The organism is Rheinheimera sp. (assembly GCF_965283995.1).
GTDB lineage: Bacteria > Pseudomonadota > Gammaproteobacteria > Enterobacterales > Alteromonadaceae > Pararheinheimera.
On sequence record NZ_CBDIQG010000001.1, the window covers coordinates 3,197,859 to 3,223,533 of the forward strand.

Consider the following 25,675-nt stretch of genomic DNA (forward strand, 5'->3'; position numbering starts at 1 on the left):
ATTTCAGGCGAAACCCTCTTTCCCGGAGTTCACAATGGACGACAATAAACAAAAAGCCCTCAGCGCAGCCTTAAGCCAAATCGAACGTCAGTTTGGTAAAGGCTCGATCATGAAGCTCGGTGACAACACCTCGCTGGAAATTGACGCAATCTCCACCGGCTCACTGGGACTGGATATCGCCTTAGGCATCGGCGGTTTACCTTGTGGTCGTATCGTCGAGATCTATGGTCCGGAATCTTCAGGTAAAACCACGTTAACATTACAAGTCATTGCCGAAGCGCAGAAGCTGGGTAAGACCTGTGCCTTCATCGATGCTGAACACGCGCTGGACCCGATTTATGCTGGCAAACTCGGTGTAAAAGTCGACGAGTTACTGGTTTCGCAACCGGATACCGGTGAACAAGCGCTGGAAATTTGTGACATGTTGGTTCGGTCTGCGGCAGTCGATGTGATCATTGTCGACTCTGTGGCAGCACTGACGCCAAAAGCAGAGATCGAAGGTGACATGGGTGACAGCCACGTTGGCTTGCAAGCTCGTCTGATGTCACAGGCCTTGCGTAAACTGACCGGTAATATCAAGCGTTCAAACACTTTATGTATCTTCATCAACCAAATCCGGATGAAGATTGGCGTGATGTTCGGCAACCCGGAAACTACCACTGGCGGTAACGCGCTGAAATTCTACGCATCAGTCCGTTTGGACATCCGCCGTATTGGTTCAGTGAAAGAAGGCGAAGAAGTTGTCGGTAACGAAACGCGTGTCAAAGTGGTGAAAAACAAAGTTGCGCCACCGTTCCGTCAGGCTGAATTTATTATCCAGTATGGCGCTGGTATCAGCAAAACCGGTGAATTGATTGATTTAGGTGTGGCCGAGAAACTGGTGGATAAAGCTGGTGCCTGGTATGCCTATAAAGGCAATAAAATTGGTCAGGGCAAGTCCAACGCGATGAAATATCTGGTGGAAAATCCAGCGATCGCACTGGAGATCGAAACCGAACTACGTAAACGTTTATTGCTGCAACCAACCAAAGGTGCCGCGGCAGTGGAAGATGTAGTTCTGGCGGAACCAGCAGAGCTGGACGAAGAGTTCTGATTTAACACACTGTGGGCGATACCTGTTTACGCAGCTGTTGCCCGATGAAGACAAAAGCCCGTAAGGGCTTTTTGCATTTCTGTATCCCGTGAAAAATGACAAGCTCAGAAAGCCTGGTGTGCTGGTGACGATGTTGTTGCCGGAGTTGCACGATCAATCGTTGATTCGGCCTGATTGAGAATTTTGACAGAACCTGTTGGTAGCATGAAACCTGCTTCTTGATATAACTGTCTTATTCTGCCGTTCTCACGAAGAATTTTTAACCCTTTATTCAATGCCTCATTGGCAAAATGCCCGTCAGGATGGGCTTTACTGATAACAAAATGTCGGCTGTCATTTAATAAAATGGCGACGCCAGGCACCACTTTCAGTCGGATTTGTTCCAACTGGTATACACCCTTACTGTCGTGAAAAAATGGCATTAACATAAAATCAACCCAACGCATATGAACCATTCGCGCCTGACTTAACCACTCATCTTCTTGGATTAGTTCTTTTAATGGCAACGCGCTCATAGTTTGCCAGTCGGTGCGCCATTTTGGGGTGGAAACAGCGGTGAAGTTCCGCAGATCAGCCAGAGATTTAATTTGAAATACTGCGCTGTTGTCTGGGCTGCTGTAGATGCCGGCCAGATATTCGCCTTTGAGCACGACTGGCTCGCTGATAAAAACTTTGCCCGACATGGCTTGCGCGTCACTGAGCCAGTAAGTGTCAAAGCTAAGCAGTGAGTCACCACTTTCCAACATTTTAGTATTGCGGAAATTAAATTTTCCCGGCTGATAGTAAAAGCTTTTGTTGAATCCGCCCAATGCTAATGCCTGCTGCAATAACACCACATCCGCCACATCGCGTCGCATGGTGCTGCCGCGAAAGTCGACAATACTCAAGACTGAGCGACCGTTCAGAAACTTCAGGTAATCTTCATAGACATCGTCGCGGATATAAACCGGAATCTCAGAGGATTTAACTTGGACGCTTTGTGCAATGCAGCTCAGACTGATGAGCAACCCACATAAGCAAGCAAAAATTTTCATAATAGCTCCGGTACGAAAACAGCATTTCCAGCATAGAGCGGAAAGTTACGAAATTCAAAGCCGCATATAGACGTCTAAACGTATAGAAGTTGACAATTTAAGCTGGTTTCGGCACAGTGACGCATCTTTTATGGTGATCTGGAGTAAGTATGCCGATTAAAGTGGTTGATCAGTTGCCGGCCGTTGAAGCCCTGTCGGCTGAGAACGTGTTTGTCATCACAGAAAGTCGTGCCCGCATGCAGGATATCCGCCCGCTGCGTATCGCGATTCTGAACCTGATGCCAAATAAAGTCGCCACCGAAATTCAGTTACTGCGTTTACTGGCCAACAGCCCGTTGCAAGTCGATGTGGAGCTAATCAGACTCGACAATCACGTCAGCAAACATACGCCGGAAAGTCATCTGAACTGTTTTTATCGTTATTTTTCTGATGTCCAACAACAAAACTATGATGGATTGATCATCACAGGTGCACCGCTTGGGTTGGTCGACTATGAAGATGTCAGCTATTGGCCACAATTGTCTGAGATCCTCGCCTGGGCCGACCGTCATGTGACTTCAACGTTGTTTTTGTGTTGGGCTGCACACGCCGCGCTTTACTATTACTATGGCTTGCAGCGTGAGATCCGTGGCGACAAACTGTCGGGTGTGTACTGGCAAAAAGTGGTGCAACCACTATGTCCATTAGTCCGTGGCTTTGATGATAGTTTTTTGGTCCCGCACTCGCGTTACGCGCAGGTCCCTAAACAAAAATACCAACAGCATGCTGATATTCATGTGCTGGCCGAAGCTGACGTTACCGGCGCCTATTTATTGCAGAACTCCAGCGGCAGTCGCATTTTTGTGACGGGTCATCCGGAGTATGACTTAACCACGCTCAATGACGAATATACACGTGATGTCGCTGCTGGGCTGAATCCCAAAGTGCCGGAGAATTATTTCCGTGATAATGATCCGGCCAAAGGTCCGATGAAGCTTTGGCAAAGTCACGCTTTTCTATTGTTCAGTAATTGGCTGAATTATTATGTTTACCAGGCCACCCCATTCGATTTAAGCCGGGTAGGTGAAGGGAGAGACGCATGACAACTGACCGTCTGACAGCGACGCAGTTTAAGCAACTGCTGGCGGATCGTATTTTGGTACTGGACGGTGCGATGGGCACCATGATCCAGAACTTTCAGCTGCAAGAAGCTGATTATCGCGGTACGGAGTTCGCCGATTGGCCATCAGATCTCAAAGGTAATAATGACTTATTGGTCATCACTAAACCCGAGATTATTCTGTCCATCCACCGGCAGTATTTGGCGGCTGGCGCTGACATCATTGAAACCAACAGTTTTAATGCCACCACCATTGCTATGGCCGACTATGACATGTCACATCTGGCAGCGCGAATTAACCGCGAAGCCGCCCGGTTAGCACGACAAGCCTGTGACGAGTTTACTGCGCAGAATCCGGCAAAGCCGCGATTTGTTGCCGGTGTGCTCGGTCCAACTAACCGGACTGCATCAATTTCACCAGATGTAAACGACCCAGGCTATCGCAATGTCAGCTTTGACCAGCTAGTCGACGCTTATAGCGAAGCGACGCATGCGCTGGTTGAAGGTGGTGCTGACCTGATTATGCTCGAAACCATCTTTGATACGTTAAATGCCAAAGCGGCGGCCTTTGCTGTGCTTAAAGTATTTGATGAGCTTGGGTTTAAACTGCCCGTGATGATCTCTGGCACCATCACAGATGCTTCCGGACGTACGTTGTCGGGCCAGACCACTGAAGCTTTTTATCATTCGCTGGCACATGTCGAGCCGGTGAGTTTTGGTTTGAATTGTGCTCTCGGTCCGGACTTATTGCGACCATATGTTGAGATCATGGCGGGGATTGCAGAGTGTGCAACTTCAGTGCACCCAAATGCTGGCTTACCCAACGAATTTGGTGAATATGATCTTGGTGCTGCTGAGATGGCTGCAGAGATTAAAGACTGGGCGACACACGACTTTATCAATATCGTCGGCGGTTGCTGTGGCACCACACCGGAACATATCCGTGTCATTGCTGATGTGGTTGCTGGTTTACCACCACGCCAGCCGAAGCCGGTCAGTCACAGTTTTAACCTAGCTGGCCTTGAAGCCTTTTCTCTGGAGTGGTGATGCAACAACAAGCCCGATTTATCAACATTGGTGAGCGTACCAACGTCACGGGATCTGCCCGCTTCAAGAAACTGATTATGGACGGCAAGTACGAGGCGGCATTAGATGTAGCGCGTCAGCAGGTCGTCAGCGGTGCACAGATCATTGATATCAACATGGATGAAGCGATGCTCGACAGCAAAGCCGCCATGGTGCGTTATCTGAATCTGTTAGCCAGCGAGCCGGATATTGCCCGGGTGCCAATTATGGTCGATTCCTCCAAGTGGGAAGTGATCGAAGCGGCGCTCAAGTGTATTCAGGGCAAGGCCGTGGTGAACTCGATTTCATTAAAAGAAGGCGAAGCACCGTTTCTCCAGCAAGCGAAGTTATTACGTCGTTATGGTGCAGCTGTTGTAGTGATGGCGTTTGATGAAGTCGGTCAGGCTGATACTAAAGCTCGCAAGGTAGAGATTTGTCAGCGCGCCTATAAAATTCTGGTCGAGCAAATTGGATTTCCGCCGCAGGACATTATTTTTGACCCGAATATCTTTGCGGTTGCCACCGGTATTGAAGAACACAACAACTATGCGGTCGATTTTATCGAAGCAACCCGCGAGATTAAGCGATTGTGCCCACATGCCAAAATCTCTGGTGGTGTCTCCAACGTGTCATTTTCATTCCGCGGGAATGATCCGGTCCGTGAAGCAATCCATTCTGTGTTTTTGTATCACGCTATTAAAGCGGGTATGGATATGGGGATTGTTAATGCCGGGCAGTTGGCGGTGTACGACGATATTCCCGAATTGCTGAAAGAACGTGTGGAAGACGTAGTGCTGAACCGGCGTGATGATGCCACCGAGCGTTTATTGGAAGTCGCGGCTCAGTTTCACGGTAAAGGTACGGTCGCTGTCAAAGAAGATAATGCCTGGCGCAGCTGGCCTGTCACCAAGCGGCTTGAGCATGCACTGGTCAAAGGTATCACCGATTTTATTGACGAAGATACTGAAGAAGCCCGGCAGAGCGTCGAGCGTCCACTGCATGTGATTGAAGGTCCGCTGATGGATGGCATGAATGTCGTCGGCGATTTGTTCGGTGAAGGCAAAATGTTTTTGCCGCAGGTGGTGAAGTCTGCCCGCGTGATGAAAAAAGCAGTCGCGTACCTACAACCTTTTATAGAAGCAGAAAAAGCCGGCACCGGCGCGACCACGCAAGGCAAAGTCTTGATGGCAACGGTTAAAGGCGACGTGCATGACATCGGTAAGAACATCGTCGGCGTAGTCCTACAATGCAACAACTACGAAGTGATCGATCTTGGCGTGATGGTGCCCTGTGCGACTTTATTGCAAAAGGCTAAAGAGCTGAATGTCGATGTGATAGGTCTGTCGGGTCTTATCACGCCTTCGTTGGACGAAATGGTGCACGTGGCCAAAGAAATGACTAGGCTCGGTTTTACCGTGCCGCTATTAATCGGCGGCGCGACTACATCCAAGGCCCATACTGCAATCAAAATCGCCCCGCACTACGCCCATGGTGTGGTGTATGTACCGAACGCCTCGCGCAGTGTCTCCGTCGTGCAGTCATTGATTAGTGCCGAACATAAACCGGATTATCTGGCCCGCGTGCAGGATGAATATGTGCGGGTGATCGAACAGCATCAACGCAGTCGTAAGCACGAAGAAATGCTCTCATTGGAACAGGCTCGTGCCAATCGCTTTCCGCTGGACTTGAATAAAGTGGCCGCGGCGCCACAGCAACCGGGTGTCCATGTCTGGCACGACGTTGATCTGCAAGTACTGCGCGATTACATCGACTGGACGCCATTTTTCCTGACCTGGCAATTATCTGGCAAATTCCCGGCCATTCTGAATCATGCAGAAGTGGGGCTGGAAGCACGCCGGGTGTATCAGGATGCCAATGCGCTGCTGGATCGGATGATTGCAGAAAAACGGATCTCCGGCAAAGCGGTGTTTGGTTTATTTCCGGCGAATAGCGACGGTGACGATATTATTATCTGGACCGATGAAAGTCGCAGCACTGAGCGGTGCCGCTTATATAATCTGCGTCAGCAAGTCGCTCTGCGTAACAATGCGCCGAATTGCTGTATGGCCGATTTTGTTGCTCCGGTAGATTCGGCGATTGCTGACTATGTCGGTGCTTTTGCTGTCAGTACCGGCTTTGGTGCAGATGAGTACGCAGCAGAATTCGCCAAAGCGCATGATGATTACAACAGTATTATGGTGAAAGCGCTTGCCGATCGCCTGGCCGAAGCGTTAGCTGAGTATCTGCATTTGAAGGTTCGGAAAGAATACTGGGGTTATGCGGCAACTGAGCAACTGGATAATGAGCAGCTTATTCGCGAAGCTTATCAGGGGATCCGGCCCGCGCCAGGATATCCGGCTTGTCCGGAACACACAGAGAAGGGCACGCTGTTTTCGTTATTAGATGCAGAAGCGCAAATTGGCATGTTACTGACCGAAAGCTATGCAATGTGGCCAGGCGCCGCAGTATCTGGATGGTACCTGTCTCATCCGGACAGCAAATACTTCGCGGTCAGTAAGATTGGTGAAGATCAGCTGGAACAATATGCGGCCAAGAAAGGTTGGAACCGGCAAGAAGCAGAAAGTTGGTTAGCCCCCAATCTACGCTAACGTTAATTTGCTGCTATATATAGTAGACACAGGAAGCCAATCGTTGCCGCGATTGGCTTCTTCGTCTGAGAAAGCTAGAATTATCGACAGTTGTTTATCATAAAAACAGCAGTTCGCACAAAAAGCGTGCGAACGATCGCAAAAGCGTAACTTTTCTCAAATTTAGGCTTGCGCGAGTTTTAAAACGACCTATAATGCGCGCCATGCCGACGGGGTGAAGCGAAACGCGAAACGCCGGGTAAGTTTGAAAAGTGAAAAATAGTCGATAAAAAGACGCTTGACACGAATTAAAAACTGACTAAAATGGCCGCCTCGCAGCGAGGTTGGGGTGAAAGCCTCGAAATCGCAAGTGAGGCAAGTAAGTAGGTTGAGCAGAGTAGTTTATTTAAATAGTAAATTTCTCTGCTTGACTTAAAATCTGGGAAGTGTAAGATACGCCTCCCGCTTCGAAGTCGAAGCACGCTCTTTAACAATTAGCAATCAATCATCTGTGTGGGCACTCGTTGAAGATGTATCGCATGATACGAATAAATCTTCAGTTGAGTGACTATATAGTCAATTTATTTAGTCAGTAAACTGAGCAGCTGTTTCGGCAGCAAAAAACTTTTAATTGAAGAGTTTGATCATGGCTCAGATTGAACGCTGGCGGCAGGCCTAACACATGCAAGTCGAGCGGGGTTTTCGGACCTAGCGGCGGACGGGTGAGTAATGCGTAGGAAGCTACCCGATAGAGGGGGATACCAGTTGGAAACGACTGTTAATACCGCATAATGTCTACGGACCAAAGTGTGGGACCTTCGGGCCACATGCTATCGGATGCGCCTACGTGGGATTAGCTAGTTGGTGGGGTAATGGCTCACCAAGGCGACGATCCCTAGCTGGTTTGAGAGGATGATCAGCCACACTGGAACTGAGACACGGTCCAGACTCCTACGGGAGGCAGCAGTGGGGAATATTGGACAATGGGCGCAAGCCTGATCCAGCCATGCCGCGTGTGTGAAGAAGGCCTTCGGGTTGTAAAGCACTTTCAGCGAGGAGGAAGGGTTAGTAGTTAATAGCTGCTAATTTTGACGTTACTCGCAGAAGAAGCACCGGCTAACTCTGTGCCAGCAGCCGCGGTAATACAGAGGGTGCAAGCGTTAATCGGAATTACTGGGCGTAAAGCGCACGTAGGCGGTTTTTTAAGTCAGATGTGAAAGCCCCGGGCTCAACCTGGGAATTGCATTTGAAACTGGAAAACTAGAGTGTGTGAGAGGGGGGTAGAATTCCAAGTGTAGCGGTGAAATGCGTAGAGATTTGGAGGAATACCAGTGGCGAAGGCGGCCCCCTGGCACAACACTGACGCTCAGGTGCGAAAGCGTGGGGAGCAAACAGGATTAGATACCCTGGTAGTCCACGCCGTAAACGATGTCTACTAGCTGTTCGTGGTCTTGTACCGTGAGTAGCGCAGCTAACGCATTAAGTAGACCGCCTGGGGAGTACGGTCGCAAGATTAAAACTCAAATGAATTGACGGGGGCCCGCACAAGCGGTGGAGCATGTGGTTTAATTCGACGCAACGCGAAGAACCTTACCTACTCTTGACATCTACAGAACTTAGCAGAGATGCTTTGGTGCCTTCGGGAACTGTAAGACAGGTGCTGCATGGCTGTCGTCAGCTCGTGTTGTGAAATGTTGGGTTAAGTCCCGCAACGAGCGCAACCCTTATCCTTAGTTGCCAGCGAGTTATGTCGGGAACTCTAGGGAGACTGCCGGTGATAAACCGGAGGAAGGTGGGGACGACGTCAAGTCATCATGGCCCTTACGAGTAGGGCTACACACGTGCTACAATGGTATGTACAGAGGGAGGCAAGCTGGCGACAGTGAGCGGATCTCTTAAAGCATATCGTAGTCCGGATCGCAGTCTGCAACTCGACTGCGTGAAGTCGGAATCGCTAGTAATCGCAAATCAGAATGTTGCGGTGAATACGTTCCCGGGCCTTGTACACACCGCCCGTCACACCATGGGAGTGGGTTGCAAAAGAAGTAGGTAGCTTAACCTTCGGGAGGGCGCTTACCACTTTGTGATTCATGACTGGGGTGAAGTCGTAACAAGGTAACCCTAGGGGAACCTGGGGTTGGATCACCTCCTTACCAAAAGCGAACAGATTTAACGAAGTGTCCACACAGATGATTGATTGTCATGTAGAGCAAACAGTAAGACCCATTGCGGTTACGGCTGGTCTGTAGCTCAGGTGGTTAGAGCGCACCCCTGATAAGGGTGAGGTCGGTAGTTCGAGTCTACTCAGACCAACCAATATCGCCTGTATGGGGTTATAGCTCAGCTGGGAGAGCGCCTGCCTTGCACGCAGGAGGTCAGCGGTTCGATCCCGCTTAACTCCACCATTCCTTGTGAAATCATAAGCGAAGAAAACAACTGTTTGAGTTCAAATCAGAATGCACCACGGTGTGTTGTGATTTGAGCTTTACGCTCATACTGCTCTTTAACAATTAGGTAAGCTGATAGAAAGTAATAAATAAGGTCAACAATTTTATTGTGAACCTTACTCACAACAACATACGAACCGAAGACAATTTGGGGTTGTATGGTTAAGTGACTAAGCGTACACGGTGGATGCCTTGGCAGTCAGAGGCGATGAAGGACGTGCTAACCTGCGAAAAGCTGTGAGAAGTCGGTAAGAGACGTTAGACTCACAGATGTCCGAATGGGGAAACCCAGTGTGTTTACACACTATCGTATGATGAATACATAGTCATACGAGGCGAACCGGGAGAACTGAAACATCTAAGTACCCCGAGGAAAAGAAATCAACCGAGATCCCCTTAGTAGCGGCGAGCGAAAGGGGGCTAGCCCTTAAGTTGATAGCAATGCAGTGGAATCATCTGGAAATATGAGCGATACAGGGTGATAGCCCCGTACACGAAGCGTTGTTATGAATGAAAACGAGTAGGACGGGACACGAGACATCCTGTTTGAACATGGGGGGACCATCCTCCAAGGCTAAATACTCCTGACTGACCGATAGTGAACCAGTACCGTGAGGGAAAGGCGAAAAGAACCCCTGTTAGGGGAGTGAAATAGAACCTGAAACCGTGTACGTACAAGCAGTGGGAGCCTCCTTGTGGGGTGACTGCGTACCTTTTGTATAATGGGTCAGCGACTTACGTTTTGTAGCGAGGTTAACCGAATAGGGGAGCCGTAGGGAAACCGAGTCTTAACTGGGCGAATAGTTGCAAGGCGTAGACCCGAAACCCGGCGATCTATCCATGTGCAGGTTGAAGGTTGGGTAACACTAACTGGAGGACCGAACCCACTAATGTTGAAAAATTAGGGGATGACGTGTGGATAGGGGTGAAAGGCTAATCAAGCCGGGAGATATCTGGTTCTCCTCGAAAGCTATTTAGGTAGCGCCTCGAGCGAATACCATTGGGGGTAGAGCACTGTTAAGGCTAGGGGGTCATCCCGACTTACCAACCCTTTGCAAACTCCGAATACCAATGAGTACTACTCGGGAGACACACGACGGGTGCTAACGTCCGCCGTGAAAAGGGAAACAACCCAGACCACCAGCTAAGGTCCCAAAGTCATGGTTAAGTGGAAAACGATGTGGGAAGGCATAGACAGCTAGGAGGTTGGCTTAGAAGCAGCCACCCTTTAAAGAAAGCGTAATAGCTCACTAGTCGAGTCGGCCTGCGCGGAAGATGTAACGGGGCTCAAACCATGCACCGAAGCTGTGGACTTGCATTATGTGCAAGTGGTAGAGGAGCGTTCTGTAAGCCTGCGAAGGTAGATTGTGAAGTCTGCTGGAGGTATCAGAAGTGCGAATGCTGACATAAGTAACGATAAGGGGAGTGAAAAACTCCCCCGCCGGAAGACCAAGGGTTCCTATCCCATGCTAATCAGGGTAGGGTAAGTCGGCCCCTAAGGCGAGGGCGAAAGCCGTAGTCGATGGGAAACGGGTTAATATTCCCGTACCGACAGTACTGCGATGGGGGGACGGAGAAAGCTAGGCAAGCATGGCGTTGGTAGTCCATGTGAAAGTACGTAGGCAGAGGGATTAGGTAAATCCGGTTCCTTAATGCTGAGATACGAGACGAGCCACCACGGTGGTGAAGTTGCTGATGCTACGCTTCCAGGAAAAGCCTCTAAGCTTCAGGTACTGTTGACCGTACTCGAAACCGACACAGGTGGTCAGGTAGAGAATACCAAGGCGCTTGAGAGAACTCTGGTGAAGGAACTAGGCAAAATAGTACCGTAACTTCGGGAGAAGGTACGCTCTCTAATGTGAAAGACTTGCTCTGTAAGCATCGGAGAGTCGCAGTGACCAGCTGGCTGCAACTGTTTATTAAAAACACAGCACTCTGCAAACTCGAGAGAGGACGTATAGGGTGTGACACCTGCCCGGTGCCGGAAGGTTAATTGATGGGGTTAGCGCAAGCGAAGCTCTTGATCGAAGCCCCGGTAAACGGCGGCCGTAACTATAACGGTCCTAAGGTAGCGAAATTCCTTGTCGGGTAAGTTCCGACCTGCACGAATGGTGTAATGATGGCCAGGCTGTCTCCACCAGAGACTCAGTGAAATTGAAATTGCGGTGAAGATGCCGTATACCCGCGGCTAGACGGAAAGACCCCGTGAACCTTTACTATAGCTTGGCACTGAACATTGACCCTACATGTGTAGGATAGGTGGGAGACTATGAAGTTGGAACGCCAGTTCTGATGGAGTCGTCCTTGAAATACCACCCTTGTATGTTTGATGTTCTAACGTAGGTCCCTAATCGGGACTGCGGACAGTGTCTGGTGGGTAGTTTGACTGGGGCGGTCTCCTCCTAAAGAGTAACGGAGGAGCACGAAGGTTGGCTAAGTACGGTCGGACATCGTACGGTTAGTGCAAAGGCAGAAGCCAGCTTAACTGCGAGACAGACACGTCGAGCAGGTACGAAAGTAGGTCTTAGTGATCCGGTGGTTCTGTATGGAAGGGCCATCGCTCAACGGATAAAAGGTACTCCGGGGATAACAGGCTGATACCGCCCAAGAGTTCATATCGACGGCGGTGTTTGGCACCTCGATGTCGGCTCATCACATCCTGGGGCTGAAGTCGGTCCCAAGGGTATGGCTGTTCGCCATTTAAAGTGGTACGCGAGCTGGGTTTAGAACGTCGTGAGACAGTTCGGTCCCTATCTGCCGTGGGCGTTGGATGATTGATTGGAGTTGCTCCTAGTACGAGAGGACCGGAGTGAACGAACCGCTGGTGTTCGGGTTGTCATGCCAATGGCACTGCCCGGTAGCTACGTTCGGAACGGATAACCGCTGAAAGCATCTAAGCGGGAAGCCGGCCAAGAGATGAGTCATCCCTTGTGCCTTGAGCACACATAAGGGTCGTTGGAGACCACAACGTTGATAGGTGAGGTGTGGAAGCGTGGTGACACGTTAAGCTAACTCATACTAATTGCCCGAGAGGCTTAACCATACAACGCCCAAGTTGTTTTAGCGCGTGTTGTTGTGAAACGAATGATCAGCTTACTTAGTTAAAGACAGACAAACAGTTTTTGCCTGGTGGCAATAGCGCTGTGGAACCACCTGAATCCATTCCGAACTCAGAAGTGAAACGCAGCTGCGACGATGGTAGTGTGGCAGTTGCCATGCGAGAGTAGTACACCGCCAGGCTCCCAATACAAAAGAACCCCGCTCAGAGAGCGGGGTTTTTTGTATTTAGAATCCGGCGGTTTACTGAGCGCAGAGTAGTACAGTGACGGCGGGATTTAAGAACGCCAACAGTTTGGCGTTCTTCCGACGGAACAATCCCGAGCTCCGCGAGGGATATGAAGGCTCCCAATAAAGCCAAAGGGCCCACTCAGTCGAGTGGGCCTTTTTGCTTTATGGCATCCTGACGGAATATTGCCCGAGCAGGGCAATCCCATGCGAGGTAGTACAGTGAAGACCGAAACAGACAACGCCAACAGTTTGGCGTTGGCCGGTCTGAACGCCCTGAGCTCTGCGAAGGGCATGAAGGCTCCCAATACAAAAGAACCCCGCTCAGAGAGCGGGGTTTTTTGTATTTAGAATCCGGCGGTTTACTGAGCGTAGAGTAGTACAGTGAAGACCGGAATTAGCAAAGCCAATAGTTTGGCTTTGCTCGGGCTGAACACACTAGAGCTCTGCGAGGGTGCAGACTTCCACGAAGCCGCGATGTTGACTTAAAGGACGCCAACAATTTGGATTCTCTCCGGCTGTCACACAACGGCTGAACACCCTAGAGCTCCGCGATGGATATCAAGGCTCCCAATAAAGCCAAAGGGCCCACTCAACAGAGTGGGCCTTTTTGCGTTTTACGTCCGGTAAAATGACCTGGGCTGGTTGTCACACTGCGGATTTTTGCGTGATGGCACGCAAGGCAGAAGTCTCAAGATAAAGGGTTACGCCCATGTTCAATACTGCAATACTGCAATACTGCAATACTGCAATACTGCAATACTGCAATACTGCAATACTGCAATACGTCTGTGCGTATGGTGTTGACGATCGGCAGGACTCATCACTAGATCAGCGCCTCGCTGAGAACGGTCAGATCTTCAGTAGTTTTAGCGGTGTCAGCTGATACAGGAATACTTGCTGGGAAGCTTGATGCGATTCGGGCTGATAACGGAGACTAAAATCATACAAACGCTGTTGTGGTAACTGTTGCATCAAACAAGTCTGAGTCAAATTTCCCGAGCAGCTTTTGAATGCCGAGACCAGTATTGATGCCGCTGCAAAACCTTCCAATCCTACATCGCTTGCTTGCATATTTTCAGCTTTAGCAGCATGACGATAAGCGCGTACAAATTCTGATGTGGCATCCTGCGGGTCCGGTACGACCATTGATGCAAATACCTGATAAGGCTGCTTTAGTTGCTGCTGAAGTTGCTGGATCCCGGTAAATGAGACGACTGAGAACACCGGATTAAACTGATTTTGCTGCCCGAGTTGGATCGCTTTGACCAGTGGTTGATAAGTGCCGACCGTTAACACTACATCAGGCGTCGCTGCTTTGAGCTGACTAACGGCATTGTGCATATCGTTGGTATTGCGCTGAAATCGGACAATAGCGACCGGTTGTAACTGTCGCCGCGCCAGTTCTGCCAGATACCAGCGCTCGACACTGGCGCCAAATTCGTCGGCCTGAATTAATAAAGCGACGCGGCGAAACTGACGTTGGTCAACCAAATAACGCGCTTGCGCAGCGGCTTCTTCCCGGTAACTGGCCCGGAAGTTAAAGATAAATGTGTCGTCTGGCTGGCGCAGAATATCAGCACCAGTAAAAGCGGCCAGATAAGGCCGCTGATGTTTGCGAAGCAGTGGCAGAATAGCGCTTGATGTTGGTGTGCCGATATAACCGAATAGCGCAAAGACCTTTTGTTCCAGTAAGAATTTCCGGGTGTTTTCTACAGTTCTGAGCGGTTCATAACCGTCATCCGCAGTGATCAACTGGATTGGTGCACCGTTAATTCCGCCTTGTGCATTGAGGCGGTTAAACACCAGATTGGCGCCATCCCTGAACTGCAATCCTAGCTGCGCTGCTGGACCACTGAAAGGTGCCGACATGCCTAATCGAATCGGCTGTTGCGCGTCGGCCAACCATGATGACAACGCAGACCACAAGGCAACTACATAAAAGCCAACAAGTCTGAAACGCATGCGTGGAAGACTCCGCCAGAAAATTAAGTCAACTATAGCTTAGCTGGATTCAGTGCGGCGGATCTTGATACAAATCAGCTAAACAGGTGCTTTGGCGCAACTGTAGGGACAAATTCTTCAGGCCTGTAGTGGCCAGTAAGCGAGCGGTATCTTGCCAGCAATAACGGATCCAGAGACTGGCTTCCGCTGCCGACAAATTTAGATAGTGCTGATCTAACCAATGCCGCAATGTCAGAAGTACTTGCTGACAATCGCGTTGCCCGGCCAGAAACAATTGCAGACTTTGCTGATCAAAGGCGGACCAGCTGTGTTGCGGTGGTCTTACCCATAACCTGAGTAATTCTGGGTCCAGCTCACGCCAGATAGACTGAGCCTGTGCATACAACGTCTGGCCAAACCATTGCTGCAATCCTGTTATATCCAACAATGGGATGGTTTCCAGAGGTTTCAGCATCAACACAGAGAACTCATTGCTGCTCTGTTCTGGCTGTTGGCTCAGTTTTACCGCGCGATATCCGGCCTGGTGCCAGAACCTGACCAGATCTTGCGTCGCGCCAAAGCTGGTCGCTAACAGTGGGATCTGCTGTGCTGTTGCGGTGCGGCTGATCTGGTCCAGCAATTGCGAGCCTAGACCCTGTTGTTGCAGCGCCGGCTGGACCATCAGACGCTGAACCCGCCATATAGCAATAGCCCCGACCTGCGGCGTCAGGCAATGATAAATCAGACTTTGTGCGGCCAGATGACCTTGTACCCTGCGCTGTCCCTGATAAATCTGCGGTATCAGGTCTTCAGGCAGCTGGCCTTCCCGGCTAACAACGGCGACAGCCAGAACCAGATCTTGTTGTTGTAACGTCATGACCTGCAGCGTGGGATCATCGAGCAAAGCCCATAAATCCCTGACGGACGTCTGATAGTGCGCCAGACAAGCCAGCCGGAAGATCTGGCGCAACAACTGTGGCTGACCCAATAAATCAGCCGCCTGATAATAATAAAATTGCGGGGGCGCTGACATGACCGCAATTGCAGCCCCTTCTGGGAGGCAATCACTGTCAGCCAGCAAGAAGCTATTAAAAATCATTTGCTCCAGCGGATCGTCCTGGCCATAGCGAATTGGTTGTTGCAGTACCAGTTTGCGCCAGCCTGGTCGGTGTAGTTGCAGGTACTGTTGAAAACGCAGCTGAAAACTACGACCGGTCCCCTCATAACCATGCTCTGTCGTCGCCATGACGATGCGGCTGTACTGTTCGACCAAAGCCTGTAATAGCGGCGCCGGGATCGCAGCGGCCTCGTCTATCAACAGCAAGTCCGCAGCTGGTTGTTCTGCCAGCAAACGGTCCAGTGGCCAAAATTGCAGTTGTACAGCGATGTCCGGTCCCAGCACGGCGCTACAGGTTTGTAATGCCACTTGTGCTGCCGCAGGTTGAGGCGCGGTGATAATCAGGCGGGTCTTGCCCGCTTGTTGCAGCTGCGCGGCGGCGATGCCCAGCGCAGCAGATTTACCCCGGCCCCGATGGGCACTCAGTACCAGTGGACGATGGCGATGTCCTTTCACCAGATGCAAGATCGCCGCCACGGCTTGTTGTTGGCAAGCACTGGCATAAGGGGATTCGAAAGTCGCTGCGTTGGTGATCTGGCGGGAAAATTGTGGCGGCACAGCACTGAGGCCATGCACTGACCAGGACAATAGCGGCTGTTGTGGCCACAGCGCAGTCAGATAGGCCTGAAAATGACCGACATGCGTCTTGGCATCGGTTGGAAAAGACAGCACCCGGCTGGCAGCAGGATTGGGCAAACCGGCAAATTTGGCTGGTTCCGGGGTTAACACTAACCATAAACCACCAGCTTTCACACAGCCCATACTCGCGGCGATTAAATCCCAGTCCACCCCTTGCGTGGCATTAATGACCAGCCAGTCGCATTCCTGGCCCAGTAACTGTTGCCGAGCCTGACCGCTGATTTGGCGGATGTTGGCAGCTGTGGACAGTTCTGGCCAGCATTCACCAAGCCAGAATATTGTCTCGCCAGCCTGCAGCTGTGTCTGCAACTGCTGCCAGCCAGACTGAAGAAACGCCGGTTCACCCTGTAACCACAATGGCAGTCGCCAGCGCCGTGCCCGGCACTGGTCCCATACCGATTGGATCTCAGAGGGCAGTGAGTCGGGCATAGGATGTAACCAGCCACTTGCTGCCGAGCGCATCGAAGTTGATCTGGATCCGCGACTGATTGCCGGTGCCCTCGTAGTTCAACACCGTACCTTCGCCGAATTTTTCGTGATGGACACGTTGACCCAGTTTAAAGCCGGTATTTTCAAATGCACTATGACTGGCAGCACTGCCAAACCGGTTGAATTGGGTCGGCCGGCTGACGGTAGTGGTCAGGCGGATCTCCTCGACATATTCTGCCGGGATCTCCCGCAGGAACCGAGATGGTTTGTTGTATTGCTCCTGGCCATACAAGCGCCGGCTCTCGGCATGGCATAAATACAGTTTTTGCATGGCGCGTGTCATACCGACGTAACAAAGCCGACGTTCTTCTTCCAGCCGCGTTGGGTCGTCGCCGCTTTGCTGACTCGGAAACATGCCTTCTTCCAGGCCACAGACAAACACCAATGGAAATTCCAGTCCTTTAGCGGTGTGCAATGTCATCAGCTGCACGGCATCAGAATGCTCCTCGGCCTGATATTCACCGGCTTCCAGTGCCGCTTGTGACAAAAATGCCGACAGGGGTGTCATCTCTTCATTATTGCTGAAGTTCAAATTGGCGCAGGCGTTGACCAGTTCATTTAAGTTCTCGGTGCGGGTCTGGGCTTTTTCACCTTTTTCGGCCTGATACATGGCGTACAGACCCGATTGATGGATCACATGGTCAGCCTGTTCATCCAGCGACAGGTCACGGATATCATCATCAAGCTTATTAATCAGATCCATAAAAGCCGATACCGCATTGGCGGCACGGCCACTCAGCTCTTTCTGGTGCAACATCTGCTGCAGGCTTTGCCACAGCGTCTGTGAGCTGGCGCGCGCAAACTCACGCACTTTATCCATGCTGGAATCACCGATGCCACGGGTGGGCGTATTGATGATCCGCTCCAGCGCGGCATCATCCTGACGGTTATTAATCAGTCGCAGATAAGACAAGGCATCTTTAATTTCCTGACGTTCATAGAAACGCAGACCGCCGTAAATCCGGTAATGGATGCCATCCTGGATTAGCGCTTCTTCCAGCACACGCGACTGGGCATTGTTGCGATACAACACTGCCGCTTCGGTCAGTTTGCCGCCCTGACGGCGCCATTCGCGAATACGGCTGACAATAAACCGCGCTTCGTCCAGTTCGTTAAAAGCGCTGTACAACGAAATCGGTTCGCCATCATCACCGTCGGTCCATAAGTCTTTGCCCAGCCGGCCCTGATTGTTGCTGATCACCGCGTTCGCGGCTTTGAGGATGATGCCGGTCGAGCGGTAGTTCTGTTCCAGCCGGATGGTTTCCGGTGACGGGAAATCTTTGAGGAATTGCTGAATATTTTCCACTTTCGCGCCACGCCAGCCATAAATGGACTGGTCGTCGTCGCCAACAATCATCACGCGGGCGTGATCACCGGCCAAAAGGCGCAACCACTGATACTGGATCGTGTTGGTATCCTGAAACTCGTCGACCAGAATGTGGCGAAACCGCTGCTGATAGTGGCCGCGGACCTGAGCATTGTTTTTCAGTAGTTCGAAGCTGCGCAGCAAGATCTCGGCAAAATCGACCAGACCGGCGCGATCGCACATTTCCTGATAGGCGGCGTAGATTTTAATCAGGGTCTGCAAATTAAAATCACCGCCGTGCGTCAGAGTGCCTGGTCGTTCAGCGTCGTCTTTGCGCGCATTGATAAACCATTGCACTTGTTTTGGTGCCCAGTGTTTTTCGTCCAGATTCAATGCTTTGAGCACTCGCCGAACCAAACGATATTGATCGTCGGAATCGATGATCTGAAAACCTTGCGGCAGATTGGCTTCCTGATAATGCGCTCGTAGCAAGCGGTGGGATAAACCGTGGAAAGTACCCATCCACAGATTGTTCAGGCTGACACCAACAGTTTGTTCGATGCGCGAACGCATTTCCTGCGCTGCTTTATTGGTGAAGGTTACTGCCAGTAAGGAATAAGGCGCCACCCGTTCAACTTGCATCAGCCAGGCCAGCCGATGCACCAGCACACGGGTTTTGCCGGAGCCGGCACCAGCCAATACCAGCATATGTTGTGGCGGTGCGGCGACCGCATCACGTTGTTTATCGTTTAAACCATCAAGCAGCAGCGAAACGTCCATCAACTCAAACCTATGGATAAATTTACAGGCAGTATACCAGAGCAAGCTATAAATTTGCGGTGATGGCGACTGCTTTAGCCGGGTTGTAAGGCTAATAATTCGCGCAGGTCACCCAGTTCCAGGTGCGGCAGCACCAGCGGCGGTTTGGCCAGCTCCGGTTGCGGACTTGATGCCGGATTCAGCCAGGCGGCCTGACAACCGGCATTCAGCGCACCCAGCACATCGGAACGAACATGATCACCGATATGTAGTATTTGCGTGGTGCGAACGCTGAGACGTTCTGCTGCACGCTGAAATAAATCCGGGAATGGCTTCATCCGACCATCCGGGCCGGCACGCAAGGCAAACTGAAAATAGGGTGCTATACCCATCCGCTGAATATCGGCATTGCCGTTGGTAATGGCCACCAGCGGGAATCGACTGGCGAGCTGCGCCAGCAGCTGTTTGACCTCTGCGCTGACATTGATATTGGTGCGTTCCTGCAGAAAAGCACCCAGCGCCAGTTCTGCTACTTCACCAGCTTCACAGGACGATAATCCTTGCGCCATCAGACCCTGTTCTACCGCGAGCAGGCGCCAGCGGCTGACATCATGGCGAACTTCGGCATCCTGCGCCGCCAGTAACTTGCGTTGTTGCCACCAGTACTGTGGATCGTTATGCGGTAGTTCGGGTTTCAGCTGTTGCAGACGTTGCTGCATCGCCAGTTCTGCAGCAACGATCACGCCGCTGTTAGGGTATAGCGTATCGTCAAGGTCAAACGACAAAGCATGGATCGCAGTAAGGTTTTTATAGAGGCGCATAGAGACATCCGGCAGATCGGGCACAACAGTATTATGCCTGTCTACGTTGAACTTGTCTGGCGGGGTCATCGTTTCGACGTAAAGATATGGCCAATAATCAGCAGGTTCTTTGCACAGTCCGCTTCAACGTTTATGCTATGTTCAGGAAAATACCGGTTGATACCGGCATCTGAGCAATGATGCTTTGGAGTGATGGTGAATCTGTTCGCAACGGTCTTTATTCTCGGCATTCATTTGATATTGTTGCTGGTTTGTTTGCCGGCCCAGGCGATTTCGCCGCAGCTCGAGTGGCCTTGTCAGCGCACTGTGGTGAGCCGGTCGGCGTTGAATATGCCACCTTATTCCTACATGAACCAACAAAATCAACTGACCGGCTATCGCGTTGAATTCATGCAACAACTCTTTGGCCGCCTCGGCTGCAAACTTGAGATCCTGACTGATTCGCCATGGAAGCGCTCATTAATGCTGCTTGAAAGCGGTGAAATCGATGTGTTGATGAATGCATCCAAGTCGACCGAACGTGAGCGCTATGCCTGGTTTTCCACAGCATATGAAGATGAAAAAGTGGCCGTCTTTGTCGCTGTGACACAACGAGACCATTTACAGTTAAAGCAGCTGGAAGACATCGGGGCGAAAGGCTACAGCGTCGGAATTATTCGCGGTAATTATTATGGTCCGCAATTCGCTGCGCTACTGGAACAGCCAAAATTTAAGAAGCATGTGATTGAGGCTATTGATAAGCCATCACTTTATCAGTTTGTCTTACGCGGCAGAGTACAGATGTATCTGGATTATTTTCCCAATGGGCTGCTTGCGTTGCGTGACGAGGAACTTGACCAGCAGATCGTCCGATACCCGATGACGCCAATCACGATTGGCCAGGTGCATTTTATGTTAAGCCGCCAAAGTGTTGGTGCGTCGTTTGTTCGTCAGTTAGATCTGGTTTTGGCGGAGATGCTCCGGGACGGCTCAGTGCGTAAGCTGCAACAGAAATACGGTATCACGCCGGGTTAATCTTTCGCTTTCTTCGCCCGTGGATGGGCTGCATCGTAGACTTTCGCCAAATGCTGAAAATCCAGATGGGTATAAACCTGGGTGGTGCTGAGGTTGGCGTGGCCCAATAATTCCTGTACTGCGCGTAAGTCACCGCTGGACTCCAGCATATGGCTGGCAAATGAATGACGTAGCATATGCGGATGCACATGTTGCGACAGCCCCTGACGCCTTGCCCATAAATCGACGCGCTGACGGACATGCCGCGCTGAGATCCGGCGTTTTTGTTTGCTCAGAAACAGGGCGTCTTGCTCTTCTCCAAGAAATGCCGGCCGGCGCTGCAGCCATTGTTGCAGTGCTTTTTGCGCCAGCGAACCGATGGGCAGAATACGGGTTTTGTTGCCTTTGCCCTGAACCCGGATTTGCCGTTCGCTCCAGTCTATATCGCGCAGGTTTGCACTGACCAGTTCGTCCAGCCGCAGGCCAGAGGAATAAAACAGTTCCAGCATCGCCGCGTCGCGCACCGCCAAATCATCGTCCGGTTCGTCAATATCGAGCAGGCGCGCCATTTCATCGACATCGAGATTTTTCGGCAGCGGTTTGCTGGTTTTCGGTACTTTCAGATATTGCGCCGGCTGATCTGGCCGTAAGCCGATTTGCTGCAGATAACGGTAAAAACTACGCAACGCGGCCAGACGCAGAGCCAGACTTTTTGGCTTCAGGCTGTCGCGGCAGCCCAGAATATGCTGCTGCAACTGGCGTTCACTGAGTTGCAGCCAGTCCGCAGCAGGAATGCTGAGCCAGACCGCCTGCAGCTGTTGCTGATAAGTGCTTAAGGTTTGTTTGCTGTAAGCGCGTTCAAATTGCAGATAATGCAGGAATTGTTGCAACAACGGATCAGGTGACGCAGCACCCGGCGCTGCGGGATCAGCGGCCTTGCAGGCCATAACGCGGCAGCACTAATGCCAGTACCTTGGCGATGTGATCGATAAACAACGTATCCATGCTGGGCTGAAAGTGATCATCCAGTTGCGAGCCAAATGCCAGCAAGGCCAGCGGCTGATCGGCATGACTAATCAGCAGTAACGCCACTGAATGAATACCAGGCTGGAACAAGGTCGCCATTTCATCGCGGTTCAGCCGGCCGAAATAATAATGCCGGCCCTGTAAGCGGTGCTCCAGTACCATTTGGATCGCAGTAAAGTGGTCGCCCATTGCCTCGTGGTTAAACTCCAGCAAGTTGCAAGCGTGGACGTGCGGCATTTTATTGGCAAAGGCGCTAAGCGCAAGCCGGATATCAGTTTTTTGCCGCGCCGCTAACAAATCAAGGTGTAACTGGTTCAATGCAAAGAAGATATGTTCGTTCTGTCTGGCGATACTCATCAGCCGGGTGATGTCTTCTTCCAGACCGCGCACCCGTTCGCGCTGTAATTCCATCTGACGTTCAACCAATGACACCGCACCGCGCTGCGCATGAGGCAGGCGCAGACGTGACAGCAATTCCGGGTGATGCTGGAAAAAAGCCGGGTGTTCCAGCAGGTACTGATACACCAGCTGGTCGTGCAGGTAAGCGTTGCTGATATCTTTTACGTCTGTGACGTCCGTCATAACACCAATTGTCCGTCAAACACATGTTCCGCCGGTCCGGTCATTTTGACCGGCTGGCCTGGGCCGTTCCAACGAATTTGCAGACTTCCGCCCGGTAAGTCAACCCGAACCTGCGACTGCAGCGTTTTTTGCATCTGTCCAACGACAGCGGCAGCACAGGCGCCGGTACCGCAGGCCAGTGTTTCGCCAGCGCCACGTTCCCAGACGCGCAGTTTTATGTGACCGGGATTTAGCACCTGCATAAAGCCAATATTGGCGCGCTCCGGGAAGCGTTCGTGGTGTTCGAAAATCGGCCCCCATAACTTCACCGGTGCGGTGTCCACGTCTTCGACCGTGATCACGGCGTGCGGATTGCCCATAGACACCACGCCACATAAAGCGGTCGCGCTGTCGTTGCCGTCGTCACCATGCAGAATGTAATTGAGTTCCTGTTTTTGCGCTTTAAACGGCACTTTGGCCGGTTCAAATTGCGGGATCCCCATATTGACAGTGACCTGACCATCTTGCTCGACGTACAGCACAATCTTGCCGGATTTGGTGCTGACGGCAATTTTGTATTTATTGGTCAGGCCTTTATTGCGGACAAACTTGGCAAAACAACGGGCACCGTTACCGCATTGCTCCACTTCAGAGCCGTCGGCGTTAAAAATGCGGTAATGAAAATCGAGATCCGGATCATACGGCGGCTCAACCATCAGCAACTGGTCAAAACCAATACCGAAATTGCGGTCGGCCAGTTGTTTGATTTGCTCTTTGGTCAGGAACACATTCTGGCTGACGGCATCCACCACCATAAAATCGTTGCCCAGACCATGCATTTTTGAGAACTGTAATAACATGCCGTTTGGTACCGCCTTGTATCAGGTTGGCAGCAGCTGCTCGCCGCGCCACAAATCTGCCCATTGTTCGCGTTGCCGCACCAAATGGACCTGATCGCCGTCGACCAGGATTTCAGCGGCGCGCGGCCGGCTGTTATAGTTTGAGCTCATGGTAAAACCATAAGCACCGGCAGAACGCACCACCAGATAATCACCTGGCTCTATTGCCAGATCGCGGTCTTTGCCGAGGAAATCACCGGTTTCGCACACCGGGCCCACTACATCATAAGTCTGGGCCTTGATGGCTGGTTTCAACTGCACCGGAATAATGTTCATCCAGGCACTGTAAAGCGCCGGCCGGATCAGGTCATTCATCGCCGCGTCGACAATAGCGAAGTTCTTTTCCTGACCCGGTTTTAAAAATTCAACTTTGGTCAACAGCACGCCGGCATTGGCCATGATGGCGCGGCCCGGTTCAAACACCAGGGTTAAATCCGGATAAGCTTCCAGCCGTTTTAACACTTCTGCGGCGTATTCGCTTGGGTGCGGCGGCGTTTCGTCGAGATAAGTCACGCCCAGACCGCCACCGATATCCAGGTGCGACAATACGATGCCGTTATTTTTTAGTGTGTCGACCAGTACCAGCAGTTTGTCCAGCGCATCGAGAAACGGCTGGGTTTCAGTCAGTTGTGAACCGATATGGCAATCCACGCCACAGACTTTCAGGTGACTCAGGCTGGCGGCATATTGATACATTTGCGGCGCGCGCAAAATATCGATGCCGAATTTATTGGCTTTGAGGCCGGTTGAAATATACGGATGGGTTTTGGCGTCAATGTCCGGATTGACCCGAATCGAGATTGGCGCCACTTTACCCAGACGTGCCGCCACGCCTTGAATGCGATCCAGCTCAGGTTCGGATTCGACGTTAAAACACTTGATACCGGTATTGAGCGCAAACTCAATTTCTGCTTCGGTTTTACCGACGCCGGAAAACACGACTTTGGCCGGATCTCCACCGGCTTGCAATACACGGCGCAGTTCGCCTTCAGACACGATATCAAAACCACTGCCGAGCCGCGCCAGGATATTTAATAAGGCAATATTGCTGTTGGCTTTGACGGCGTAACACACCAGGTGGGCGCGGTTGCCGGCAGCGTCTGCAAAAGCACGATAGTGCCGTTCAATGGTCGCGCGTGAATACACATAAGTGGGCGTGCCGAACTGGGCAGCGATATCTGCTAAAGGGGCTTGTTCGGCCAGCAGCTGCTGGTTTTGATACTGAAAATAATCCACCTGAAATTACCCTCGCTGATCGGATTGAACGGGTTGAGACGTAGCAGGCTTGGCCGGCGCAGGTTCTGCCGCTGGCGGCGGATCTTTGGGTAACGTTAACGGGCCTTTCTGACCACAACCGGTCAGCAGCAACAGCGATAAACCCAGAATTCCAACTGATAAAGACGCAGCGTGCATGATTTTTATTTCTTTGAAGCTTGAGCGCTCTATAATCGCATCCTTAACAGCAAAAGCAAACAGGTGAAGCGGATGAATGACGTAGAATATGATGAGTTAACCGACGCTGTCCTGCTGGCGGTGGAAGAAGCCTTTGAGCAGCTGGACCTGGATATCGATGCGGAAAATCATGGCGGATTAATCAACGTGATTTTCCCGGATCGCAGCAAAATAGTGATTAACAAACAAGCACCTTTGCACCAGTTGTGGGTGGCAACCAAGTTTAACGGTCATCATTTTGAATGGCGTGACGGTCAGTGGATTGATAACAGAACCGGTATTGAGTTCTGGCAATTGTTAGCAGAAGCAGCCAGCAAACAGGCTGGTGTGGCAATCAGTTTCGGATAATCAGCGGATGAATAATCTCTCTTATGTAGATGTTGCGGCACAGGGCCCGGTCAAAGCGGCAGTGATTTGGTTACATGGCCTTGGCGATTCCGGCCATGGTTTTGCGCCGATAGTGCCGGAACTGCGTTTACCGGCCGGTCATGGTATCCGGTTTTTGTTTCCGCATGCGCCGGAACGCCCGGTGACAATCAACAACGGTTTTGTGATGCGCGCCTGGTACGATTTAAAAACCATGGATTTACAAAACCGGGCCGACGAAGAAGGCGTGCGCCAGTCCGCTGCGCAGGTGCAGGCGCTGATCGACAAAGTGATTGCATCCGGTGTTCCGGCGGAAAAAATTCTGCTGGCGGGGTTTTCGCAAGGGGGTGTGATAGCACTGCATTTATTACCGCGTCTGCCTTACAAAATCGCCGGTGTGATGGCTCTGTCCACTTACATGGGCATGCCGGATAAGCTCAAAGCCGAAATGAATGGTCACAATAAAAGCACGCCGGTGCTGGTGGCGCATGGCACTATGGACGACGTCGTACCGCTCAGTGCTGGTAAGGCGGCGTTTGACAGCTTAAAATATGCCGGATTCCAGGTTAGCTGGCTGGACTACCGCATGGCACATAGTGTCTGTGCGCAGGAAGTGGCTGACTTAAGCCGTTTCATTCAGCAACGTTTGCTGCAAACCCCTGAGTCTTTGTAAGTAAAAGTGAGCCAACAGG

The 25,675-nt window shown here is 51.3% G+C and carries 17 protein-coding genes, 2 tRNA genes and 3 rRNA genes; 12 read left to right on the forward strand and 10 right to left on the reverse strand.

Going from position 1 to position 25,675, the window contains the following annotated elements:
* The first annotated feature begins 34 nt into the window (after positions 1–34).
* Positions 35–1,093, forward strand: coding sequence for a recombinase RecA (gene recA / locus ACQ66Q_RS14255; protein ID WP_377243511.1), 1,059 nt, complete (start codon positions 35–37; stop codon positions 1,091–1,093).
* Between the two features lie 104 nt (positions 1,094–1,197).
* On the opposite strand, the gene ACQ66Q_RS14260 is transcribed toward recA, so the two are convergent.
* The gene (locus tag ACQ66Q_RS14260; protein ID WP_430457414.1) at positions 1,198–2,127 is read right to left on the reverse strand and encodes a hypothetical protein; all 930 of its coding nucleotides are present in this window, start codon (positions 2,125–2,127) and stop codon (positions 1,198–1,200) included.
* 149 nt (positions 2,128–2,276) lie between these two features.
* Between ACQ66Q_RS14260 and ACQ66Q_RS14265 the strand changes: the two genes are divergently transcribed.
* From ACQ66Q_RS14265 to rrf, 8 genes are all read left to right on the forward strand, one after another.
* The gene (locus ACQ66Q_RS14265; RefSeq protein WP_430457415.1) at positions 2,277–3,209 is read left to right on the forward strand and encodes a homoserine O-succinyltransferase; all 933 of its coding nucleotides are present in this window, start codon (positions 2,277–2,279) and stop codon (positions 3,207–3,209) included.
* A complete protein-coding gene (locus tag ACQ66Q_RS14270) occupies positions 3,206–4,273 on the forward strand; it encodes a homocysteine S-methyltransferase family protein (RefSeq protein ID WP_430457416.1) in 1,068 nt (355 codons plus the stop codon). Before ACQ66Q_RS14265 ends, ACQ66Q_RS14270 begins: the two co-directional genes overlap by 4 nt.
* Complete coding sequence (gene metH, locus ACQ66Q_RS14275) at positions 4,273–6,900, forward strand: methionine synthase (protein ID WP_430457417.1); 2,628 nt, start codon at positions 4,273–4,275, stop codon at positions 6,898–6,900. Before ACQ66Q_RS14270 ends, metH begins: the two co-directional genes overlap by 1 nt.
* A 607-nt stretch (positions 6,901–7,507) precedes the next feature.
* Positions 7,508–9,032: ribosomal RNA gene (locus ACQ66Q_RS14280) — 16S ribosomal RNA — on the forward strand.
* Positions 9,033–9,118: 86 nt separating this feature from the next.
* Positions 9,119–9,195: transfer RNA gene (locus tag ACQ66Q_RS14285), tRNA-Ile, on the forward strand.
* A 13-nt stretch (positions 9,196–9,208) separates the two neighbouring features.
* Positions 9,209–9,284, forward strand: a tRNA-Ala gene (locus ACQ66Q_RS14290).
* 202 nt (positions 9,285–9,486) lie between these two features.
* Positions 9,487–12,369 (forward strand): 23S ribosomal RNA (locus ACQ66Q_RS14295).
* An 82-nt stretch (positions 12,370–12,451) separates the two neighbouring features.
* Positions 12,452–12,566, forward strand: a 5S ribosomal RNA gene (gene rrf / locus ACQ66Q_RS14300).
* Together the 16S, 23S and 5S rRNA genes with 2 tRNA genes alongside form the textbook arrangement of a ribosomal RNA operon.
* An 897-nt stretch (positions 12,567–13,463) precedes the next feature.
* On the opposite strand, the gene ACQ66Q_RS14305 is transcribed toward rrf, so the two are convergent.
* The 4 genes from ACQ66Q_RS14305 to ACQ66Q_RS14320 all read right to left on the reverse strand — a co-directional run bounded on the left by ACQ66Q_RS14305 (position 13,464) and on the right by ACQ66Q_RS14320 (position 19,686).
* Positions 13,464–14,576, reverse strand: coding sequence for an ABC transporter substrate-binding protein (locus ACQ66Q_RS14305; RefSeq protein ID WP_430457418.1), 1,113 nt, complete (start codon positions 14,574–14,576; stop codon positions 13,464–13,466).
* Positions 14,577–14,625: 49 nt separating this feature from the next.
* On the reverse strand, positions 14,626–16,740 hold the full coding sequence (locus ACQ66Q_RS14310) for a GNAT family N-acetyltransferase (protein ID WP_430457419.1): 2,115 nt from the start codon (positions 16,738–16,740) through the stop codon (positions 14,626–14,628).
* Complete coding sequence (uvrD, locus tag ACQ66Q_RS14315) at positions 16,718–18,886, reverse strand: DNA helicase II (RefSeq protein ID WP_430457420.1); 2,169 nt, start codon at positions 18,884–18,886, stop codon at positions 16,718–16,720. Before uvrD ends, ACQ66Q_RS14310 begins: the two co-directional genes overlap by 23 nt.
* 74 nt (positions 18,887–18,960) lie before the next feature.
* Positions 18,961–19,686: an HAD-IA family hydrolase gene (locus ACQ66Q_RS14320; RefSeq protein WP_430457421.1), complete on the reverse strand. Its 726-nt coding sequence runs from the start codon at positions 19,684–19,686 to the stop codon at positions 18,961–18,963.
* 192 nt (positions 19,687–19,878) lie between these two features.
* On the opposite strand from ACQ66Q_RS14320, the gene ACQ66Q_RS14325 reads away from it, so the two are divergent.
* Entirely contained in the window at positions 19,879–20,700 is an 822-nt protein-coding gene (locus ACQ66Q_RS14325; RefSeq protein WP_430457422.1) for a substrate-binding periplasmic protein, read from the forward strand.
* Here the strand turns inward: ACQ66Q_RS14325 and ACQ66Q_RS14330 are convergent.
* From ACQ66Q_RS14330 to lptM, 5 genes are read right to left on the reverse strand one after another with little or no spacing between them, the layout of a single operon-like run.
* The gene (locus ACQ66Q_RS14330) at positions 20,697–21,626 is read right to left on the reverse strand and encodes a tyrosine recombinase XerC (protein ID WP_430457423.1); all 930 of its coding nucleotides are present in this window, start codon (positions 21,624–21,626) and stop codon (positions 20,697–20,699) included. The two genes, ACQ66Q_RS14325 and ACQ66Q_RS14330, sit on opposite strands and share 4 nt — an antisense overlap.
* Positions 21,607–22,287 (reverse strand): DUF484 family protein, encoded by a 681-nt coding sequence (locus ACQ66Q_RS14335; RefSeq protein WP_430457424.1) that lies wholly within the window; start codon positions 22,285–22,287, stop codon positions 21,607–21,609. Before ACQ66Q_RS14335 ends, ACQ66Q_RS14330 begins: the two co-directional genes overlap by 20 nt.
* Positions 22,284–23,126: a diaminopimelate epimerase gene (gene dapF, locus ACQ66Q_RS14340; protein WP_430457425.1), complete on the reverse strand. Its 843-nt coding sequence runs from the start codon at positions 23,124–23,126 to the stop codon at positions 22,284–22,286. Before dapF ends, ACQ66Q_RS14335 begins: the two co-directional genes overlap by 4 nt.
* Positions 23,127–23,147: 21 nt before the next feature.
* On the reverse strand, positions 23,148–24,401 hold the full coding sequence (lysA, locus tag ACQ66Q_RS14345; protein ID WP_430457426.1) for a diaminopimelate decarboxylase: 1,254 nt from the start codon (positions 24,399–24,401) through the stop codon (positions 23,148–23,150).
* A 6-nt stretch (positions 24,402–24,407) separates the two neighbouring features.
* Entirely contained in the window at positions 24,408–24,578 is a 171-nt protein-coding gene (gene lptM / locus ACQ66Q_RS14350) for an LPS translocon maturation chaperone LptM (protein WP_430457427.1), read from the reverse strand.
* A 72-nt stretch (positions 24,579–24,650) separates the two neighbouring features.
* Here lptM and cyaY point away from each other — a divergent pair, with 72 nt between their 5' ends.
* Positions 24,651–24,965 carry an iron donor protein CyaY gene (gene cyaY / locus ACQ66Q_RS14355; RefSeq protein WP_430457428.1) on the forward strand — a complete coding sequence of 105 codons (315 nt, stop codon included), beginning with the start codon at positions 24,651–24,653 and terminating at the stop codon, positions 24,963–24,965.
* Between the two features lie 7 nt (positions 24,966–24,972).
* The gene (locus tag ACQ66Q_RS14360) at positions 24,973–25,656 is read left to right on the forward strand and encodes an alpha/beta hydrolase (protein ID WP_430457429.1); all 684 of its coding nucleotides are present in this window, start codon (positions 24,973–24,975) and stop codon (positions 25,654–25,656) included.
* Positions 25,657–25,675: the final 19 nt, after the last annotated feature.

What these genes read in the sequence shown, in the direction of transcription:
- cyaY (WP_430457428.1), top strand. Translation starts at nt 24,651, where the DNA reads ATGAATGACGTAGAATATGATGAGTTAACCGACGCTGTCCTGCTGGCG.
- ACQ66Q_RS14310 (WP_430457419.1), bottom strand. Translation starts at nt 16,740, where the DNA reads ATGCCCGACTCACTGCCCTCTGAGATCCAATCGGTATGGGACCAGTGC.
- ACQ66Q_RS14270 (WP_430457416.1), top strand. Translation starts at nt 3,206, where the DNA reads ATGACAACTGACCGTCTGACAGCGACGCAGTTTAAGCAACTGCTGGCG.
- lptM (WP_430457427.1), bottom strand. Translation starts at nt 24,578, where the DNA reads ATGCACGCTGCGTCTTTATCAGTTGGAATTCTGGGTTTATCGCTGTTG.
- dapF (WP_430457425.1), bottom strand. Translation starts at nt 23,126, where the DNA reads ATGTTATTACAGTTCTCAAAAATGCATGGTCTGGGCAACGATTTTATG.
- ACQ66Q_RS14325 (WP_430457422.1), top strand. Translation starts at nt 19,879, where the DNA reads ATGGTGAATCTGTTCGCAACGGTCTTTATTCTCGGCATTCATTTGATA.
- recA (WP_377243511.1), top strand. Translation starts at nt 35, where the DNA reads ATGGACGACAATAAACAAAAAGCCCTCAGCGCAGCCTTAAGCCAAATC.
- ACQ66Q_RS14335 (WP_430457424.1), bottom strand. Translation starts at nt 22,287, where the DNA reads ATGACGGACGTCACAGACGTAAAAGATATCAGCAACGCTTACCTGCAC.
- uvrD (WP_430457420.1), bottom strand. Translation starts at nt 18,886, where the DNA reads ATGGACGTTTCGCTGCTGCTTGATGGTTTAAACGATAAACAACGTGAT.
- ACQ66Q_RS14330 (WP_430457423.1), bottom strand. Translation starts at nt 21,626, where the DNA reads ATGGCCTGCAAGGCCGCTGATCCCGCAGCGCCGGGTGCTGCGTCACCT.
- ACQ66Q_RS14320 (WP_430457421.1), bottom strand. Translation starts at nt 19,686, where the DNA reads ATGCGCCTCTATAAAAACCTTACTGCGATCCATGCTTTGTCGTTTGAC.
- ACQ66Q_RS14265 (WP_430457415.1), top strand. Translation starts at nt 2,277, where the DNA reads ATGCCGATTAAAGTGGTTGATCAGTTGCCGGCCGTTGAAGCCCTGTCG.
- ACQ66Q_RS14260 (WP_430457414.1), bottom strand. Translation starts at nt 2,127, where the DNA reads ATGAAAATTTTTGCTTGCTTATGTGGGTTGCTCATCAGTCTGAGCTGC.
- metH (WP_430457417.1), top strand. Translation starts at nt 4,273, where the DNA reads ATGCAACAACAAGCCCGATTTATCAACATTGGTGAGCGTACCAACGTC.
- ACQ66Q_RS14360 (WP_430457429.1), top strand. Translation starts at nt 24,973, where the DNA reads ATGAATAATCTCTCTTATGTAGATGTTGCGGCACAGGGCCCGGTCAAA.
- ACQ66Q_RS14305 (WP_430457418.1), bottom strand. Translation starts at nt 14,576, where the DNA reads ATGCGTTTCAGACTTGTTGGCTTTTATGTAGTTGCCTTGTGGTCTGCG.